This is a genomic window from Desulforhopalus glucosivorans, from assembly GCF_054397165.1.
Genome location: NZ_AP044854.1, coordinates 1,433,641 through 1,451,656, shown reverse-complemented (window position 1 = coordinate 1,451,656; position 18,016 = coordinate 1,433,641). Strand labels below are relative to the sequence as shown.

The following is an 18,016-nucleotide window of genomic DNA, read 5'->3' as shown; positions in this document are numbered from 1 at the left end:
CCAAAAAATAGCTGAAGAATTTTTTAATTCTTGATGGACATATAAGATTGTACAAATTTACCAAAGCTATAATAGCTTTGTTTGAGTGTGCAAAAATAATACATCACCAATTAAAACAACATGAAATCTAAGGCATCTTCAGTTCTTTTTGTAACTACGAGCTTCCCAAGGTTCAAAAATGATTTTGCTGGGAGTTTCATTCATCGTTTTGCCAAATATCTCGTTCGCGATGGAGTTAAAGTAACAGTTCTAGCCCCACATGGCCCAGGACTTACCCCTTATGAAAACATGGATGGTATATCTGTAGAAAGATATAAGTATTTTTTACCTAGATCATACCAATGTCTCGCCTATGGTACCAGCGGAATACTCTCAAATATCAGGAACTCGTTGCTCGCCAAATTGCAAGTGCCCCTTTATATGCTGGCTACAATTTTTACTATTATTCGAAATCAAAACAACTACGATGTTATTCATTGCCACTGGCTTCCAACTGCCATTGCTGCCATAATTGCAAGACTAGTTAGCAGTAAAAAAACACCTATCGTTTTAACCAACTGGGGTTCTGACACTCGTATATTACCCAAGAAATTGACCCGGTGGACCATTAAACGAATCGACGGCTGCATATCAACAGCTGTAGAGACAGACGAGCATCTAAAAGAAGCAGGCTGTAAAAGTTTTCGTAGAATCATGGCACCAATTGACGAAGAAAGGTTTAACAACTCTCACGTTCCCACGGACCTGCGAATAGAACTCGACATACCACTCACAACTCCTGTTATTCCATTCATTGGCCGTCTAGACGAATTCAAGGATCCAATTACTTTCATCCATGCCTGTTCACTATTGAAAGATGAAGGAATCAATTTTATTGCACTGATTGCGGGAGATGGTGATTTAATGGACATGTGCTCTTATGAAATTAACAACCTATCACTACACAATGAGGTGATTCTGTTAGGACTCCGAAATGACCCAGAACGTTTACTCAAAATAGCCACTGCAACAGTACACATTAGTCCCATCGAAAATACATGGGCCAATTCAATTGCTGAAGCAATGTTCATGGAAGTTCCGGTAGTGTTAACCGATGTAGGCTATACCCAGAAGACATTTACTCACCTGAATGATTGTTTTATTATACCTCCTAAAAATGCGAATGCCCTAAAAAATGCTTTGAAACTTCTTATTGAAAACGACGATTTGCGCCATAAAATCATTGCTGGAGCAAATCAGTTACTTCACAAAAACAGTAAAGATAGTGTTAGTATAGTACAAATGACACGTAAATATTACGACGAACTATTCACACTTATACAAAGTGAAAAAAATGACCAACATTCAACTAGAAAATAAACGGATCTTTATAACCGGTGGTGCTGGTTTTATAGGATCCACACTTATCAGCAGATTAATCGAAAAAAATGAAATTGTTGTTTACGATAATTTTTCCCGCAATTCCCTCAAAGATTGTAAAGACAAAGATCACAAGAATCTCACTGTCATAAAAGGGGACATCTTAGACACAGACAACTTGAATAGATCAATCCAAGGGTCTAATATTATCATTCACTGTGCGGGAATTGCCGGAATAGACACAGTAATTAAAAGCCCGATCAGCACTATGAAGGTAAACATGATCGGTTCAGCTAATGTTCTTGAAGCTGCTTCTAAATTACAACGATGTGATAGGGTTGTCTGTTTTTCAACCAGCGAAGTTTTTGGTCAACAAGCTTTCCGTTCATCAGAAACCGATCACACCGTTATGGGTAATGTTGGAGAAGCCCGGTGGACTTATGCAGTAAGCAAACTTGCAGAGGAACACATGGCCATAGCCTACTACAATGAAATACAGCTCCCAACAACCGTAGTTCGGCCTTTCAATATTTATGGTCCAGGTCAAGTAGGAGAAGGAGCTCTGAGAAACTTCATAGAAAAGGCTATTCAGGATAAGCCACTTGAAATCCATGGTGATGGAACACAGATCAGAGCATGGTGTTATGTTGACGATATGATAGACGGTCTTCTTCTCGCAGCAAGCCACCCCAAAGCTGTCGGTGAATCGTTCAATGTAGGCAATCAGAAAGCGGTTGTCACAATTTATGGATTGGCAAACATTGTCCATCGTGTACTCAATTCAAAATCCACTATCACTTTTGCGAACAAGGATTATGTTGATATAGAACTCAGAATACCATCAGTCCAAAAAATGAAACACTTACTAGGTTTCCAGGCCCAAGTTGATCTGGAAGAGGGGATAAGAAGAACAGCTGAATTTTACCAAAGTAAGCTTAAATGATACGGCTAGGCTATCCTTTAATTGAGGATGATGATTTGAGAGCGGTGCAATCTGTTCTTGAATCCGGCTATCTCGTTCAGGGAAAACACGTTAGTACATTCGAAAAAGAGATAACTAAACTTACAGGAAGCACACATGCTATTGCTGTGAGCAGTTGCACTGCAGCCTTACATTTATCTCTTTTAGCACTTGATGTCCAACCTGGAGATATTGTTTTAGTACCCGCTTATTCATGGATTGCGACGGCTAATGTTGTAGAGCTGTGTCACGCCCGCCCTTTCTTTATCGATATCCAAAGAGATACCTTTAATATCGACCCTAACGCCCTTCACGTCTCACTTGAAAGATTAATGTCTAATAGTAACACGGCTGATAAAGTAAAGGCCATTCTACCAGTTCATTGTTTTGGACAGCTAGCAGATATGCCTAAGATTGTCGATATTGCACAAAAACATGGAGTCCATGTGGTTGAAGACGCTGCATGCGCTTTTGGCTCAACTCTTAATAAAAAACAGGCTGGGACATGGGGAACTGCTGGATGTTTCAGTTTTCATCCTAGAAAAGCATTTACTACTGGCGAAGGGGGAGTAATAATAACAGATGATACAGATTTAGCTCAGCAGCTCAGAACTCTTCGTAACCATGGAATGACTAATTTACATGGACACGTTGACTTTGTCATTCCGGGTTTCAATTACCGCCTTACCGATTTCCAGGGTGCTTTGGGGGTTACCCAGCTTAAAAAAATCGATCGACTCATCGATTCGCGCCTAAAACAAGCCTCCTGCTACAATAAACTATTCCAAGGCACTGCAATAACCACTCCATATATTGCACAGGGTGCTGACCCAGTATACCAATCGTATGTTATACTTTTACCAGAAGGCGTATCAGGCAACCGTGACAAACTGATAACCTATTTGAAAAAGCACGAAATTGAAGCGACAATAGGCACTATCAACATGCCAATGACATCCTACTTCATGAGAAGATATTCATTTGTGGCCGGTATGTTCCCTGTAACAGATAATATCGCTTCCAGATCAATATCCTTGCCTTTACACGAAAATTTAACTACTGATGATCAAGAATACATCAGCCGTTGTCTCATAAATGGATTAGAAAGGTTTTATAATTGACAGAGCGTAAATATCCAATCAAATCACACGGCACAGGTACTTTCTCCAGTCATGACTTTAAGAAATTAGGGGATAACGTAATTTTTGAGTCTGAAGTCCTTGTGTTTCACCCTGAAAATATTGAAATTGCTAGCTATGTATATGTAGGTCACCAAACAATACTAAAAGCATATCACCAAAACACAATGGCCATTGGTGAGGGTACTTGGATCGGCCAACAATGTTTTTTTCATAGTGCAGGCGGAATAAAAATTGGTCGCGATGTTGGAATTGGACCAGGGGTTAAAATTATTTCTTCAGAACATGAACATAGTACAAAGGGACCAATTTTACATGCTCCAATCAAGTTTTCACCAGTTAACATTGAAGATGATTGTGACATTGGGGTTGGCGCTATAATTATGCCTGGAGTCACAATTGGTGAAGGAACCCAAATTGGTGCAGGAGCTGTGGTTACAAAAGACATATCTCCATATAGCATAGCTACAGGAGTCCCAGCTAGGGTAACTAAGTCCCGCTAGATCTTCCGAGAACCTAAAACATCATGAGTAACCGAATACGTAACGCCCTTTCTATTTTTTTCTTAACTCTTTTTACAACTTGGTTAATCTACTATATTCGTAACAACATTCATGAATTTGAAATTATATTCAATTTATCATGGCTGCCTACGATAATTTTAACCTTTTTAATATTTGGTGAATCAATATTTTCTGGACTTTTCACAAAAGTTGTAATGGAGCACTTTGCCATAAGATTGAAATGGCGTGAATGGTATGGTTTATCTGTTATAACGAGGTTTTGGAATATCATCTTGCCCTTTCGCGGCGGAGCAGGCGTACGCGCTCTATACCTTAAAAGAGTTTATAAGTTTCCATTCACTAAATTCTTTGCAACTCTACTTTCTTTGTATTTTCTCATTTTTATTATCAATTCTGCAATTGGCACTGCTTGTGTAATTTTACTGTATTTACTCAATAATATACTTATCTATCAATTGCTCATTTTCTTCATTATTATTTTCTTATTAATTTGTGCTTTTATATTTTTACCTATCAAAATACCTGAATCAAGATTTACTCTATTAAACAAAATTAACCAAGCCACAACAGCTTGGCACGGCATTAATAAAGATTTTGATGCTATGAAACAATTAATTGGCATCACAATAATCAATTCTGTAGTTGGATTATATTTAGTATATTATTCTTATTATGCTTTCGGAGTACAACTTTCCTTGTTCCAAAGCCTCCTCATCTCAACTTTATTCAACTTCACAGCGATGATTAACATAACTCCTGGCTCAATAGGTGTAGTTGAATCAATTATGGTTATCACAGCACAAATTTTCGGAATATCTCCAACAGAAAGTCTTCTGGCTGCTGGTTTGATACGAGTAATTCACCTAATCTTAATGATTATATTGGGTATATTTTTCAATTATAAATTAGGCCTGAACTTACGGGGTAAAAAAAATATTATTTAGCGTTCTGGTTATTAATCGTCTTTTCATCCTTGTAAATTTTTATTGTATTCCATATCAAACCACATCGCAAAAAACAAAGATTGTAATCCTGAAATAATTAAAAATGCAGAAAATAAGGCACTGGTCGGCGCCACTCCTGCCCCCATAAACCTAACTAGTAGCAAGTACAGACCTAAAACAAAACCAATAGGAGGGAGTATAACCCCCATGCAATAAAAGAAAACGAGTGGATGGAAATCACGAATTACGTATTTCTGGAACATTCGACTCCAGAACCCTTTAAACAGTATCCATGGAATAGTAAATAGAACTTTACGGACTTTAATCCCAGATTTTTCACCAACATTATACACTGGCCTGATAGACACATCTTTAACCCGAAAATTAGCAATATTAAGCTTAATTAGCAGATCATTCGGCATACCATATCTAGGATAGATCGACTCAAGGTCGATATGTTGGAGAGCTACCAACGATATTGCAGTATATCCACTCTGAGAATCAGCAATATTCCAATAACCTGAAGCGATTTTTGTCATAAGTGATAAAATGGAATTTCCGATGAATCTATATTTTGGAATCATTTCCCAAGATTCACCGCGAAACAGCCTGTTTCCTTTAGAATAATCGCACTTTTCGTTACACACTGGATCAAGGATTCGAGGAAGGTCATTAGGGTCCATCTGGAAGTCCGCTGCCATCACTGCGGTCACATCAATTGCATTATCTCTTGCCCATATGTAACCACTACTTATTGCTGCCCCAACCCCCCTATTAGTCTCATGAGCTAAAAACACGATCCTTACATTCGTTTTGCTGAGGTCTTTGACTATTGAAACAGTGTCATCAGTACTAGAGTCATCAACAATGATGATATAATCGACAAAATCAGGAATTGTCTCGACAACCTTGCCAATCAACTTTTCTTCATTATAAGCAGGTATAACAATCGCAATTTTCTTTTTTTTATACATATCAAAAGGATTTATTTTAGAATTGTTTTTTTAGAGTACCCTGTCAGTGCATCTGTTAATTTTTATCAGCTTTCTCAACTAGGAGACATAGTTCATCTGCTATTTCGTTAATAGTTTCCGCATCTTTTCCTTCCACCATAACCCGGAGAACTGGCTCTGTGCCAGAAGGTCTAACAAGGATTCTCCCCGTGCGACCGAGTTGTTTTTCAAATTTTTCTACAGTTTCAGGAAAGTTCTGAATTGAGTTAATGTCAATTTTTCTTGAAGTTCGAACATTTTTAAGAACCTGGGGAAAACTCGTCATTACCTTTGCAAGTTTAGATAGCGTTTTTTTACGCTTTTTCATTATGGCTAAAAGTTGTAATCCAGCAAGAATTCCATCGCCTGTGGTGATGTGATCAAGGAACACTAAATGACCAGATTGTTCCCCACCAAAGGAATAACCGTTCTTGCGCATCTCCTCGACTACATATCTGTCCCCTACTCCCGCACGAACCATCTTGCCGCCCATCTTCTCCATGGCAACTTCAAGGCCCATATTTGACATAACAGTTGAAACGAGGGTTTTTTTCTTTAATTTTCTTTGGACAATGAGTTCCTGGGCACAAATTGCCATAATATGATCTCCATCCACCACCTCACCATTTTCATCACAGACGATGAGCCTGTCTCCATCACCATCGAGGGCAAGACCAATATCAGCGCCCAGCTCTTTGACCTTTTCAGCCATTTTTTCTGGATGGAGTGCGCCACATTCGTGATTGATGTTCTTTCCATCAGGATCTACACCAATTGTTGTCACCGTTGCGCCAAGCTCTTCAAACACATGGGGCGCTACCTTATAGGTTGCACCATTTGCGCAATCAAGCACAATATGAAAATCATCTAAGGTATAATTTTTAGGAAAAGTGTTCTTTAAAAAAACGATGTAACGACCTTTGGCATCGTCAATTCGCCTTGCTTTTCCCACCTCGTCTGCGACTGGTCTGAGTGCTGCCATCTTTTGGGAAAAAATCAGATCTTCAATCTGGGCTTCAATATCATCAGGAAGCTTAAAACCATCACTTGAAAATATCTTAATCCCATTATCTTGAAAGGGGTTATGGGATGCAGAAATAACAACTCCAGCATCCGCTCGCATAGAAGTTGTTATAAACGCAATACCTGGAGTAGGTAGCGGTCCCACCTGCAGCACATCCACGCCCATGGAGCAGATACCTGCCGCTAGTGCATTTTCAAGCATATAGCATGATTGCCTGGTATCCTTTCCGATCACTATGCGGTGCCCTTTGGCCTTTTCTTTTACAATAAAGGCAATAGCCCTGCCTACCTGCATGGCTATTTCTGTAGTCATTGGGTAAATATTGGCTACACCACGGATACCATCGGTTCCAAATAATTTTCTCATTGTATGATTTTTTTCTTAGTTTTTGTTCTCTTGATTTTTCGAATTGACTTCTGTTGTAAAGAGGTCACATCTTTTATTGGCACGATAGACTCAAGCGATTTAGATAGGACATTTGTGTCATAAACAGGAGACGGATTATCATTTTCGAGCAGTACGTGAGTTGGAATAATTGACAATATTTCAATTGGATACTCAATGTTATTTTTGGGTATAACTTTGACCTGATACAGATCACTGTCATCTACCTTTAAGGCAGTTACAGAAAAAAGGTCTCCCATAGTGCGATATTTCCCAAGTAGCATTTTGGGGATGTTGGCCGCAATTTTCACAGTGGCAGGCGTAACCTTTACCTGTGTTCCGTCAACAACAAGATCTACTACCATCTGTTCAATTGTTTTTGTAACCGTCTCAAGCCCCACTGTAAGGTCAGCAGTCACCGAGGTTTCTCCAATTAATTCAACAATGGCTGGATCAAGCTCTAAGGGTACCTGCAGTTGAGCCGACTGCTTCACTCCTGCAAGGTTAATTGCCTTCGTAAATAGCTCATCAAACTGGGACAAGGTTGTCAAAGGTCCGGTTATGGTTATCACATCCGGATCTGTCTTGAGAGTTTTGACATAGTAACCATCAGCTACATTTCCTACGGTTTTAGCGCTGACCGGATACTGTTTTTGAATGAGTTTATCAAGGGATAAGATGATTGAAGATGGTGTAACCCGCTGAACGGTAATTCCACGAAGTACCGGAATATGGTCATTATCATTTTCAATCACCATTGTGCCGGGAGTGGCAGCAGAAAGATCAACCTGGCGGGTGATGGACTTATTTGCCATCTCAAGAATGAGAGAACGAGGACCACTTACTGTGACTTCTATTTCCTTTTTAAACTGATTTGAAATAACCAAGTCCCTTGGTAAATTGATAATCTCAATGGGTAGCATCACATTTTTGTCCACCCTGTCTTCTCCACCAACAAAAAACCAGAGCACAACTGCAAGGACGAGCGAAATAAACTTTAAGCTCCAATCTTTTGAGACAAGATTTGATATTTTTTTCAGTTCAAATATAGAACGAAGAACTCCTTTAATCATTTGCTAATCCAATTTTTCCAAGCTGATCCTTGTCCATTCTGATCAATAAATATAGCCTTAAGATTATTGGTCAGAGTAATTTCATCTTCTACAGTAGTCAGTGCGCCGTGCCGTACTATTGATATTTCTTGCGTTTCTTCAGAAACCACGAGAACCACAGCATCGGTTTCTTCTGTCAGACCGATGGCTGCGCGATGCCTGGTTCCATATCGTTTATTAATATACGGATTTTGCGATAGTGGTAATATACATCCTGCGTGCTTTATCTTTCCCTCACTAATGAGAACCGCTCCATCATGGAGAGGTGATACAGGCATAAAGACAGAAATTAACAACTCTTTTGTTAACTTTGCATCCAGCTGAAACCCTGATTCAATAAAATCACCAAGCCCAGTCTCACGCTCAATAACCACCAGGGCACCAATGCGACGTTTGGCAAGATAAAAGAGGGTTCGAATAATTTCTTCCAGCTCCTTATCAGCCACATCAGTTGTTTTGTGAAACGGCGACTTTCCGACCTGGGTAAGCGCCCTACGAATATCGTGCTGAAAAACGATGATAACAATAATCAGGATGGAACTCAAAAAAGTCTGCATGATCCAGGTCAGTGCAGCAAGGTCCATTACTCCTGCGAGAAAGTATATGATGGTGAGCACACCTAAGCCCGCCACCATCTGGACAGATCGCGTCCCCCGGATAATCGATATCAGCTGGTATATTACAAAGGCTACCACCAGGATATCAATACAGTCCTGCCACCTGAAATATGAAAAGTTATCTAACATGTACAAAAAGTTTCAGATTTTGATCCTTACAGCCTTAAAAGTTGCTCGGATAATAAATTTTACGATTTACTGTCACTCACTTAAGCCTGCGACAACAAATAAATCAATTCACAAGTAATATTAATTACTTTTTATAGTAATTAGAATTTATAACAATTCAAATGACACAAGGCTAACAATTTCTCCTGCATCTGGACTTTTTATTACAACGTTGTCAACGTCGACAGTCGAGGCAACAGTCTTAATTTGCGCCTGATCGTCTGCTATGAACTGAAATATCTTCATATTAAGCCCAGCAGCACTCTTTTTTACCTGCTCACATTTGCGGATGCCGGTCATGTAGGGTAAGAGATAATCCACTATCAAAGCATCATGTTGAGCAGCACAACAGAACCAAGAGAACCTACGCATAGGAAAACCGGTACAAAGAGTAATGCTATTTTAATTCTTTTCTCTGGCCTCATAAGGCGGCACAGAAATGGCTAGAGGGAAAGTGTAAATACCACTTATTTTAAGTATATAGAAAATTTCAAACATAAACAGTAGTTTTACAGTAATTTTATAATAATAATTGATGTGATTTTGCTAAGGTATGTATAAAAGAGAAGTAGATTCGATATTGATCTGTTTTCAAACTAACGTGCTTTGCTGATTTACTTAAACCCCACTTTCCGTTACAACAGTCCAAGAATCACTCAAAATCATTGTTGTATCAGCACATCATTCAAACTACGACCACAAGCTCAACACAACGTATTATGACAGATATATTTGGTGGAATTTCCATTGACACAGACGCACCTGAGAAAAAAACCATCCAGAGGTCTTCGCCTCAAAAACGCCCGCACAAAAAGAATAAGTCTGCTGCAAAAAAACCATTTTCATCAATACTTTCATGGTTAATCATACCGATTGGCCTACTGACGGTATACACATTACTAGGTTTTCTTGGAGTTCCCTACTACGTCACCCATTTCATCCCAGAGCAACTCCAACTTAAATACAACCTCAATCTAACAGCGGATAAAATAAGCTTCAACCCCTACAGTTTCAGCCTAAAGTTACATAACACCAAGGTAACGCAACAAGATGGTGAACCTTTAATTGATGTTGAAAACATTGATCTCATATTCTCTCCCATTGAATTATTGCGCATGGAGTTTATATGCCAGAAAGTACAACTATCAGCCCCCCATCTCCACCTTGTGAGAAATAAAGACAATTCCTACAACATCAGCCCCCTATTGCCGGGTTCGGCTAAAGACCGCACCAATAGGCAGATGATGACCTTCTCAGACCTGCCAGTTCTTTTTTCTCTCAATAACATTACGGTGACAGATGGAAGAGTGGTCTTTGTGGACAAGCCTACAGACCAAATCCACAACGTTGAACAACTAGAGATGCAACTTCCCACTCTCTCAAACATAGGATTTCAAGCAGAAGACTATATCCGACCTCATTTTTCAGCTATCATCAATGGCAGCCCGGTCACATTCAAAGATAGTGAGAGCAGCAGTAATCCTGGAACAAAGGCATCACAAACAGAACTGACCTGGGAACTGCAAGACGTTAAACTTGAAGACTACATGAGTTATCTACCCTTTAGCCTTCCCTTGGAATCTTCTTCTGGAATTATTGATGGAACAATCAAACTCCTTTTTAATAACGAGATACAACAGAACAATTTTTCAGTTGGTTTTAAATTGGGTATCACAAAATTTTATTGCAATACTTCCAATAAATTTATCGCACTCGATTCAGATAATATTCAAATTGCAGGTGAATATAATCCTGTAAAAAAACGTGTATTAGTAGATACGTTTTTAATGAGCGCTCCAACAATTGTGTCAAATGCAGCAAGTTTAGATGATGTACTCAGTTATTTTGCTGAAAAAAAGGCCGATGACAGTGCGATACCTCACACTTCGCAACGTCAGACATCCTTTATCATCCGCTCTTTAAATATTATAGATGGCAAACTCAAACAAGGTGCTGCAAATAAGTCAACGCCGCCGAAAGAGTGGGTACATCTTAGAGCTACAATTGACAACTTCAACTCTCACAACCGGTTAGAAGAAACCAACGGTATGAATGCTGTTTTTACGCTAACTGGCGAGCAGAATAACAACAATCACAGTTTTTCATACTCGGGCACCTTTGGTAAGCCAACAGAACTTACTGGTGATTTCTCAATGAAGAAAATGTCTGCGAAAACACTATTTCGTACCGTGCTCCCTAAGGGCACCAGTATAACAGACAACGGCCCAACAGATGTTGAGGGGAAACTTTCCTTAATATGGAACAGTGACGATCGAAAACTCAATTACAGACTCAGTGAAATCGAGAGTTACAGCAAAAAAATAACGCTATCAAACAACAAAACTCTTTTAACGGCAGATGGGCTACAACTTTCTGGTGCGGCAATAGGTAGCAACCACAATAAACTAGGTAAGGTTACAATCAATCAAGGTCACCTGTATATTAACCGCTCTCGTAACGTTACGTTTTTTACCAAGCTGCTCACATCAGAAAAGATAATGAGTAGTCTTGCTTTTGACGGTGAGCTTACTATTACCTCCCCAGACACCAAGGATCCCTTTACAATGAGGGGGGTTAAACTTGATTTTCAGGCTAAGGGTGAAACAAACAATTCTCGAAACACTCTCACTCTGTCAGGAACCTCCAAGAGCGGAGGAACTGTTAATGGAACTGGCCAGATGAAATTTAATCCACTCGCAGTCGACCTGACACTTAATTTTGACAAACTCAAATCCCAGGAAACAGAGTCGCTTCTTACCCAGCCAAACTTTATAACAAAAAGTGATGGAACTATATCTGGAAAAGGAACACTCACTTTTCCGCAAAACAACTTTGTCGGCAATCTTACTATTACGGACGGGAAAATAGTTCATAAAACTATACCCTTAATGTGGAAGAGCTGTGCTATTGAAAATATCAGTTTCACTTCAGATCCCTACCATAGAACAATCGGTCGTATTCTCCTGCAAGCTCCAAAACTACAGGCGACAATTCAAAACAAAAGCGATTCTATCCAAGACCATTTAATCGACTACTTTAGAGCATCCCTTGCAGGTACCCCTGGCAAAGTGACTCAAACAACTCAGGTAAATCTTTTAGGTACAGACATACAGGATATTATTATTACAGATGGTCAAATATATATTACAGATACTAGACTATCTCCTACATGGCGTGGTTCTTTTACTGGCATCAAAGGATCTATAAAAAATATTCATTCAGCAAAATCTGCAGAGAACGCTACCTTTTCAATGAGTGGTGATGTAGACGGTTCATCGTTTAACTGGGAGGCAAGTATATCACCAGTCAAAAACGGCAAGCTAAATAGCCAACAATTATCCGTTGAAAACTACCCTGTAAAAAATTATTACAAACAATTAGAAGCTCAAATTGATGTAGATTCAGATTCTGCTATGGCCACATTTACTAGCAATGCAAAACAGAAATCTGGCATAAACGAACAAAATATAGACGCTCACATATCAGGCCTGACACCTTTGTCACCAACATCTGAAACAGCACTTCCCATAGCATTAATGGCTGACAAAAATGGAGTGATACATATACAGACGTCTATCTCTACTTCAGTTGAATCGACAAAGTTGAGTCTTTTTGAAACTCTTGCAAACAGTTTCCAAACAAAGGTTGTTAAGGGTTCTCTGTCGCCACTTCTTCTCACCAAAGGTGACTTTGCAGATCTCATTGATAATGAACACATAAGCTTTCAGCCAGGTCTCTTCATGCTTACAGGACAAGGGCGAAAAACTCTAACCAGATATGGCGCACTACTTGTATCGCATCCTAATATTAAACTGATAATTAGTGGGGGAATCTCCCTGGATGCCGACAGGACAAGCCTCCACGCCCAATTAGAAAAGGATGAAAAATTGCGTGTCGAGCGTGAGAACGAAAAGCTGTTCGCAAAATGGCAGGAGAAAAAACAGGAATTTGAAAACCAGGTAAGCGACAGCGAAAACAGTGCTATTTCCGAGGGCAAGATATCTGAAAATGATATTCCCTCTAAAGTCTTATCCGGTTTCCGACCACTTTTACCTGAACCAGTTATTGTTGATGATGAAATGCTCTATGACCTTGCGGAGAAACGACTCAGCATTGTACGTAACCATTTACTGACCCAACTCTCGCTTGACGAAAGTCGTATTGAAATTGCTCCACATACAATTGACACCAGGTTAGACATCAAAACCAGCAGGGGTGTGCACATTGACATCACCCCTCTTTAACGGTTAGAACCTGTTTTGAGGAGTATTTTTCATGGAGAACATAACATCAATCTTCAAGTATTTAGGCTCTTTGAGCGAACGAGATTTCAATGGATTACTTATCTGGTTACCAGCAATTTCACTCTTAACGTTTGTCCTATCTCTCCTGCTTTTGCCATATATGATAAGGAAAATTCCGTCGAATTACTTCCTGACGTTATCCAGTACACCAGCCAAGGCCATTGATTATGATATAAAGTTCCTGTTTTTTTTCCTTCTTCGCAATATTTTCGGCTGTTTTCTGCTCCTCTCCGGGGTGATAATGCTTTTTTTGCCAGGACAAGGCCTGATCACTATATTTGTTTCGCTACTACTCATTGATTTTCCGTTTAAACGAAGGCTTATTACATTTTTAATTGTTCAGAAAAAAATTCAGAACAGTATCAACTGGATTCGAAAAAAAACGAACAAACCACCCATTAACTGGCCTCCCAGATAACGTATCATAGTTAGTACCAGAACCCACTCTTACTCTGCAGCAACAGATGAACAACATCAAAATAGTGAATACTGTTAACAATACCCTAGCCTATACTTCACCCTCTCAAACGTGTTCCCTTTCAAAAATATTTTTTTCGGATTTCTGAACTTTTTGTATATAGTTATATCGCAATCTGGGGTATATTCGAATCAGTGAATGAATATCAGATATCCACATCACCTTTAAATTACGATATTTTCTATTATGAATGTCACCGATCCTAACTGTCTTCGCCTCATCTCGAATCAAAAGAATTTACTCAACGCCATCCCGGAAATGGTACTGCTAGTAAAAAATAGCCAGTCCGTTGAGTATATGAACCCTAGTGCCCTCGGTTTTTTCGGTAACCTCTGCTCAAGTAACAAAAAGATGAAGACAGAGGAAAAAAAGATGCTTGGTATCATCTTAAATATCATCGAATCAGCCCATGCGAATCAAAGTTTTGGTGAAGCTATTGCGACATCATATGAAAACACCCATATAGAGTACACCCTTGCACCTTTTAAGGGGTACAAAGGTGATATGTTGCAGTGGTTTTTTATACGAGACGTAACGGACAACAAAAATCAATTAGAAGAACTATCCCTTTTCCACAACTCCATAGAAACAATCCTTGCCCATAAAATTAGCGAGTTAAAAGAAAGCGAAAGAATGCGGCGGACTCTTACCAGTGAACTCAACTCACTAAAAGAACATCTACAGGATCAGCCGACTGAAGGCAAAATGGTTGGGTCCAGCAAGGCTTTGACTGAGCTTCGCAATATGGTGTTCCAAGTTGCTAAATCCGACGCCACTATCCTTATTACTGGAGAATCGGGGACAGGAAAAGAACTTGTCGCAAACCTCATACGTGAATCCAGTGATCGAAGCGACAAGCCGTTTCTTAAAATAAACTGTAATACCATAGCAGACTCTCTTCTTGAAAGTGACCTCTTTGGCCATGAGCGGGGTGCATTTACCGGTGCTGACAGCAAAAGAAAGGGTAAATTTGAGGTTGTTGATGGAGGAACTATATTCCTCGATGAGATCGGTGATATCAGTCCTCGGATGCAGGCAGCCCTCCTCAGGGTTCTGCAAGACGGAGAAATTATTCGCGTAGGCGGAAATTCTCCTATTCAAATTGATGTTCGCGTTATTGCTGCTACCAACCGAGACCTAACATCTATGGTTCAGGATGGTAGCTTTAGACTTGATCTTTTTTATAGATTAAACATCATCAATATCTCCATCCCTCCCCTTCGAGAACGAAGAGAAGATATCATTGATCTCACCACTCATTTTATCAGGAAATATCGTCAAGTCTTCAAAAAGGACATTAGCTTTCTTCCCCAATCCATACTTGACCGGCTCCTTGTTCACAGTTGGCCAGGAAATGTCCGTGAACTAGAAAATGTTATTCAACGCTCCGTACTTATGGCAAAAAACAGTGCTATTACTGAAAATGAGTTATTCTTTGACATTGACCCCGCCGGGCAGGAAGCGTCAACAGAGAAAAATTATCTGGACAATCTCGATGGCAAGTCTCTAAAAACCATTATTGCAGAGCTTGAAAAAGAGGTTATTGAAATTTCACTGAAAAATAATCATGGGAAGGTTGCCCCAACGGTGGATCAACTTAAGATAGGCAAGACTGCATTTTACGACAAAATGAAGCGATATAATATATCTCCTAAGGACCATACGTACTAAATTTGAAATAGGTATAATTATTGCAAATCCATCATAAAAAGCAATTCCGTTCTTTAATTTGATTGTTATAAGGTTTTGTATGGGGTACCCAAGCAAGAAAAGTAATACGACCTGCCAATTCTGGTCAATTGATTCAAAAAAATGTCGCGTCTGTAATGATGGACTTTTTATTCCACTTGAAGAACATATTACAGCATATTGTACGACAGAAGATCACTACTTTTGTCTACAATACTCCCTGCACGCCCCTAAACACAGCGATGCTGGTCAGGATAGAAGCAATAAAGGACGCAATCGTCGGCAATCTCTTCGCATCGAACTCTCCAATCAAATAGATCTACTCAAAATGATTAAATCTGGGGAAATTGTTGAACAACTTTCTGAAAAAGCAGAAACGCTAGATATCAGCAAAATAGGGATGAGACTGCATACAGACATTCCACTCACAAGCGACACAGTTATACAGTTCGCATTTAACAAAAAATTCCCAAAAGCACTGAGAACTGGCGCGGGACTGGTGGAGTGGTGCAACAAACAAATAGACGCTCCCGGATATCAGGCCGGAATCTCATTTCAATCCACGAGACTCGTTGAAGCGATGAACACATTTCTCGAACCACATCTCAGTCGTATATAACTGAGATAGCGCCCGCAGCACTCCTCCTTTGCAGTACCTTACCTTATCAAACAACAACTCATCTTCTTTATGTAATCTCTTTGCGCACAAGCCAGATGAGGACAAGTGAAGGCACACCCATAACAGCTGTTGCAAGAAAAAAATTTTCATATCCTATACTTGTCACCATCGACCCTGAATATCCGCCAATGAGTTTAGGAAAAAGAGTCATCAAGGAACTAAATATAGCATACTGCATTGCGGTAAATGAAATATGGGTCAGGCTCGAAAGAAATGCAATAAAGGCCGTAGTTGCAATTCCTGCGGACAGGTTATCCGCTGCAATAACAGCTGTTAGCATAGTGACATCAGCACCCGTTTTAGCAAGCAACATAAAAAGAAGATTTGTCCCGGCAGCGAGGACTCCACCTAAAAACAACACAAACTGTACATTATAGCGCATTGTCAATAAGCCCCCCACAAAACCACCGACAAGAGTCATTCCCACGCCGAACGTCTTTGTAATGCCACCAATGACATTTTTTGAAAAACCTAAATCCACATAGAACACGTTGGAAACAACCCCTAAAACAATATCAGAAAACCTATAACAACCAATCAAGACCAAGAACAAGATCGCGGTCCTGCCACCATATCTCTCAAAGAAATCCACAACAGGTGCAACATATGAATTGTAGGCCATTTGCCTATTAACAAGCCCAATTTTAACCAAAACATATCCACTGATGAAAGCTATGATAAGCGAAAACATGAAACGTAGGAGCCCCAGTAAAAACTCACCCGTCGGGCCACTTAAGAGAAAAATATCATCACCATATTGTTGCAGTCGAACTAACTGACTCCCTAAAACAACAAATGTTACGATGAAGCACGAAAGAGAGATAAAAAACATCAGTATAATCCGCCCGTAATCACTGGCAGCATAATCTTTATAAGCTCTCTCTTTTGGCACCGTTGGCTCATCTATAATAAGAGTTGTAATAACTCCAAGCAGCATTACGCACGCCATAGTCAGATATGTGGACTGCCACGCACTATAGAGATACACTTCTTTAGTACTGCCAAAAAATGTAGCCAAAAATAGCGACCCGGCGCCTGCCACGACCATACCAATCCGATACCCTGAAATATACATGGCGGCAAGCATTGCCTGCAAAGAGGTATCTGCACATTCTATTCTATAGGCATCAATAACTATATCTTGAGTAGCAGAAGAGAAACCGAGGCAAACCGCAGAAAGTGCTATAATCGTAAGGGCTGTCTGCTCTATTGGATCCACAAGCGCCATGGAACATATTGCCCCGATAACCCCAAACTGGGCGACCAGCATCCAAGCCCTGCGCCTTCCAAGTAAACGACTCAGGACAGGGACTGGCAACAGGTCAATAAGTGGTGCCCAAAGAAATTTAAAAGAATAACCAAGAGCCGCCCAACTAAAATAAGTAACAGCAGATCTATCGACCCCTGCTTCTCTTAGCCAGACTGATAGTGAAGAAAATATGAGTAAAATCGGAAGTCCTGCCGAAAAACCGAGAAAAAGCATGGCAATAGCCTTTGGGTGCAACCATGCCTTCACGGTTTGTTGCCAACTCCCAACCTCTTTCTTATCATGGCTCATTGTTGTCTTTTCCTTACAATAAGATTATGGTAAATGAGCATAGCTTACTCAACTCACTCGTTTGCGCTAGTCGCAGCGATGTAA

15 protein-coding genes are annotated in these 18,016 nt (G+C 39.9%); 9 read left to right on the top strand and 6 right to left on the bottom strand.

What is annotated here, in order from left to right; translation table 11 throughout:
- Positions 1 to 120 precede the first annotated feature (120 nt).
- The 5 genes from ACX6CI_RS06205 to ACX6CI_RS06185 are packed head-to-tail and all read left to right on the top strand — an operon-like array spanning position 121 to position 4,927.
- Positions 121 to 1,359: a glycosyltransferase family 4 protein gene (locus tag ACX6CI_RS06205; RefSeq protein WP_458777294.1), complete on the top strand. Its 1,239-nt coding sequence runs from the start codon at positions 121 to 123 to the stop codon at positions 1,357 to 1,359.
- Complete coding sequence (locus ACX6CI_RS06200) at positions 1,334 to 2,302, top strand: NAD-dependent epimerase/dehydratase family protein (protein ID WP_458777293.1); 969 nt, start codon at positions 1,334 to 1,336, stop codon at positions 2,300 to 2,302. Before ACX6CI_RS06205 ends, ACX6CI_RS06200 begins: the two co-directional genes overlap by 26 nt.
- On the top strand, positions 2,299 to 3,441 hold the full coding sequence (locus ACX6CI_RS06195; RefSeq protein WP_458777292.1) for a DegT/DnrJ/EryC1/StrS family aminotransferase: 1,143 nt from the start codon (positions 2,299 to 2,301) through the stop codon (positions 3,439 to 3,441). Before ACX6CI_RS06200 ends, ACX6CI_RS06195 begins: the two co-directional genes overlap by 4 nt.
- Positions 3,438 to 3,962 (top strand): acyltransferase, encoded by a 525-nt coding sequence (locus ACX6CI_RS06190; RefSeq protein WP_458777291.1) that lies wholly within the window; start codon positions 3,438 to 3,440, stop codon positions 3,960 to 3,962. Before ACX6CI_RS06195 ends, ACX6CI_RS06190 begins: the two co-directional genes overlap by 4 nt.
- A gap of 23 nt (positions 3,963 to 3,985) precedes the next feature.
- On the top strand, positions 3,986 to 4,927 hold the full coding sequence (locus tag ACX6CI_RS06185) for a lysylphosphatidylglycerol synthase transmembrane domain-containing protein (protein WP_458777290.1): 942 nt from the start codon (positions 3,986 to 3,988) through the stop codon (positions 4,925 to 4,927).
- A 23-nt stretch (positions 4,928 to 4,950) separates the two neighbouring features.
- Here the strand turns inward: ACX6CI_RS06185 and ACX6CI_RS06180 are convergent, their stop codons facing one another.
- The 5 genes from ACX6CI_RS06180 to ACX6CI_RS06160 form a co-directional block, all read right to left on the bottom strand.
- Positions 4,951 to 5,901 carry a glycosyltransferase family 2 protein gene (locus ACX6CI_RS06180; protein ID WP_458777289.1) on the bottom strand — a complete coding sequence of 317 codons (951 nt, stop codon included), beginning with the start codon at positions 5,899 to 5,901 and terminating at the stop codon, positions 4,951 to 4,953.
- Between the two features lie 55 nt (positions 5,902 to 5,956).
- The gene (gene glmM / locus ACX6CI_RS06175; RefSeq protein ID WP_458777288.1) at positions 5,957 to 7,309 is read right to left on the bottom strand and encodes a phosphoglucosamine mutase; all 1,353 of its coding nucleotides are present in this window, start codon (positions 7,307 to 7,309) and stop codon (positions 5,957 to 5,959) included.
- Complete coding sequence (locus tag ACX6CI_RS06170; protein WP_458777287.1) at positions 7,306 to 8,400, bottom strand: CdaR family protein; 1,095 nt, start codon at positions 8,398 to 8,400, stop codon at positions 7,306 to 7,308. Before ACX6CI_RS06170 ends, glmM begins: the two co-directional genes overlap by 4 nt.
- Positions 8,397 to 9,185: a diadenylate cyclase CdaA gene (gene cdaA / locus ACX6CI_RS06165; RefSeq protein WP_458777286.1), complete on the bottom strand. Its 789-nt coding sequence runs from the start codon at positions 9,183 to 9,185 to the stop codon at positions 8,397 to 8,399. The genes ACX6CI_RS06170 and cdaA overlap by 4 nt, the downstream gene beginning before the upstream one ends.
- Positions 9,186 to 9,332: 147 nt before the next feature.
- Positions 9,333 to 9,596, bottom strand: a complete 264-nt coding sequence (locus ACX6CI_RS06160; protein WP_458777285.1) for a hypothetical protein — start codon at positions 9,594 to 9,596, stop codon at positions 9,333 to 9,335.
- Between the two features lie 347 nt (positions 9,597 to 9,943).
- Between ACX6CI_RS06160 and ACX6CI_RS06155 the strand changes: the two genes are divergently transcribed.
- The 4 genes from ACX6CI_RS06155 (at position 9,944) to ACX6CI_RS06140 (ending at position 16,314) form a co-directional block, all read left to right on the top strand.
- Positions 9,944 to 13,468, top strand: a complete 3,525-nt coding sequence (locus ACX6CI_RS06155) for a DUF748 domain-containing protein (protein ID WP_458777284.1) — start codon at positions 9,944 to 9,946, stop codon at positions 13,466 to 13,468.
- 31 nt (positions 13,469 to 13,499) lie between these two features.
- Positions 13,500 to 13,946 (top strand): PGPGW domain-containing protein, encoded by a 447-nt coding sequence (locus ACX6CI_RS06150; protein ID WP_458777283.1) that lies wholly within the window; start codon positions 13,500 to 13,502, stop codon positions 13,944 to 13,946.
- Positions 13,947 to 14,192: 246 nt separating this feature from the next.
- Positions 14,193 to 15,677 (top strand): sigma-54 interaction domain-containing protein, encoded by a 1,485-nt coding sequence (locus ACX6CI_RS06145; RefSeq protein WP_458777282.1) that lies wholly within the window; start codon positions 14,193 to 14,195, stop codon positions 15,675 to 15,677.
- Positions 15,678 to 15,756: 79 nt separating this feature from the next.
- Positions 15,757 to 16,314, top strand: coding sequence for a PilZ domain-containing protein (locus tag ACX6CI_RS06140; protein ID WP_458777281.1), 558 nt, complete (start codon positions 15,757 to 15,759; stop codon positions 16,312 to 16,314).
- 67 nt (positions 16,315 to 16,381) lie between these two features.
- Here the strand turns inward: ACX6CI_RS06140 and ACX6CI_RS06135 are convergent, their stop codons facing one another.
- Positions 16,382 to 17,932, bottom strand: a complete 1,551-nt coding sequence (locus ACX6CI_RS06135; RefSeq protein ID WP_458777280.1) for an AmpG family muropeptide MFS transporter — start codon at positions 17,930 to 17,932, stop codon at positions 16,382 to 16,384.
- Positions 17,933 to 18,016 lie beyond the last annotated feature (84 nt).

Excerpts from the sequence above, each read along its gene's own strand:
- ACX6CI_RS06205 (WP_458777294.1), top strand. The coding sequence starts at position 121 with ATGAAATCTAAGGCATCTTCAGTTCTTTTTGTAACTACGAGCTTCCCA.
- ACX6CI_RS06200 (WP_458777293.1), top strand. The coding sequence starts at position 1,334 with ATGACCAACATTCAACTAGAAAATAAACGGATCTTTATAACCGGTGGT.
- ACX6CI_RS06195 (WP_458777292.1), top strand. The coding sequence starts at position 2,299 with ATGATACGGCTAGGCTATCCTTTAATTGAGGATGATGATTTGAGAGCG.
- ACX6CI_RS06185 (WP_458777290.1), top strand. The coding sequence starts at position 3,986 with ATGAGTAACCGAATACGTAACGCCCTTTCTATTTTTTTCTTAACTCTT.
- ACX6CI_RS06180 (WP_458777289.1), bottom strand. The coding sequence starts at position 5,901 with ATGTATAAAAAAAAGAAAATTGCGATTGTTATACCTGCTTATAATGAA.
- glmM (WP_458777288.1), bottom strand. The coding sequence starts at position 7,309 with ATGAGAAAATTATTTGGAACCGATGGTATCCGTGGTGTAGCCAATATT.
- ACX6CI_RS06170 (WP_458777287.1), bottom strand. The coding sequence starts at position 8,400 with ATGATTAAAGGAGTTCTTCGTTCTATATTTGAACTGAAAAAAATATCA.
- cdaA (WP_458777286.1), bottom strand. The coding sequence starts at position 9,185 with ATGTTAGATAACTTTTCATATTTCAGGTGGCAGGACTGTATTGATATC.
- ACX6CI_RS06160 (WP_458777285.1), bottom strand. The coding sequence starts at position 9,596 with ATGCGTAGGTTCTCTTGGTTCTGTTGTGCTGCTCAACATGATGCTTTG.
- ACX6CI_RS06155 (WP_458777284.1), top strand. The coding sequence starts at position 9,944 with ATGACAGATATATTTGGTGGAATTTCCATTGACACAGACGCACCTGAG.
- ACX6CI_RS06150 (WP_458777283.1), top strand. The coding sequence starts at position 13,500 with ATGGAGAACATAACATCAATCTTCAAGTATTTAGGCTCTTTGAGCGAA.
- ACX6CI_RS06145 (WP_458777282.1), top strand. The coding sequence starts at position 14,193 with ATGAATGTCACCGATCCTAACTGTCTTCGCCTCATCTCGAATCAAAAG.
- ACX6CI_RS06140 (WP_458777281.1), top strand. The coding sequence starts at position 15,757 with ATGGGGTACCCAAGCAAGAAAAGTAATACGACCTGCCAATTCTGGTCA.
- ACX6CI_RS06135 (WP_458777280.1), bottom strand. The coding sequence starts at position 17,932 with ATGAGCCATGATAAGAAAGAGGTTGGGAGTTGGCAACAAACCGTGAAG.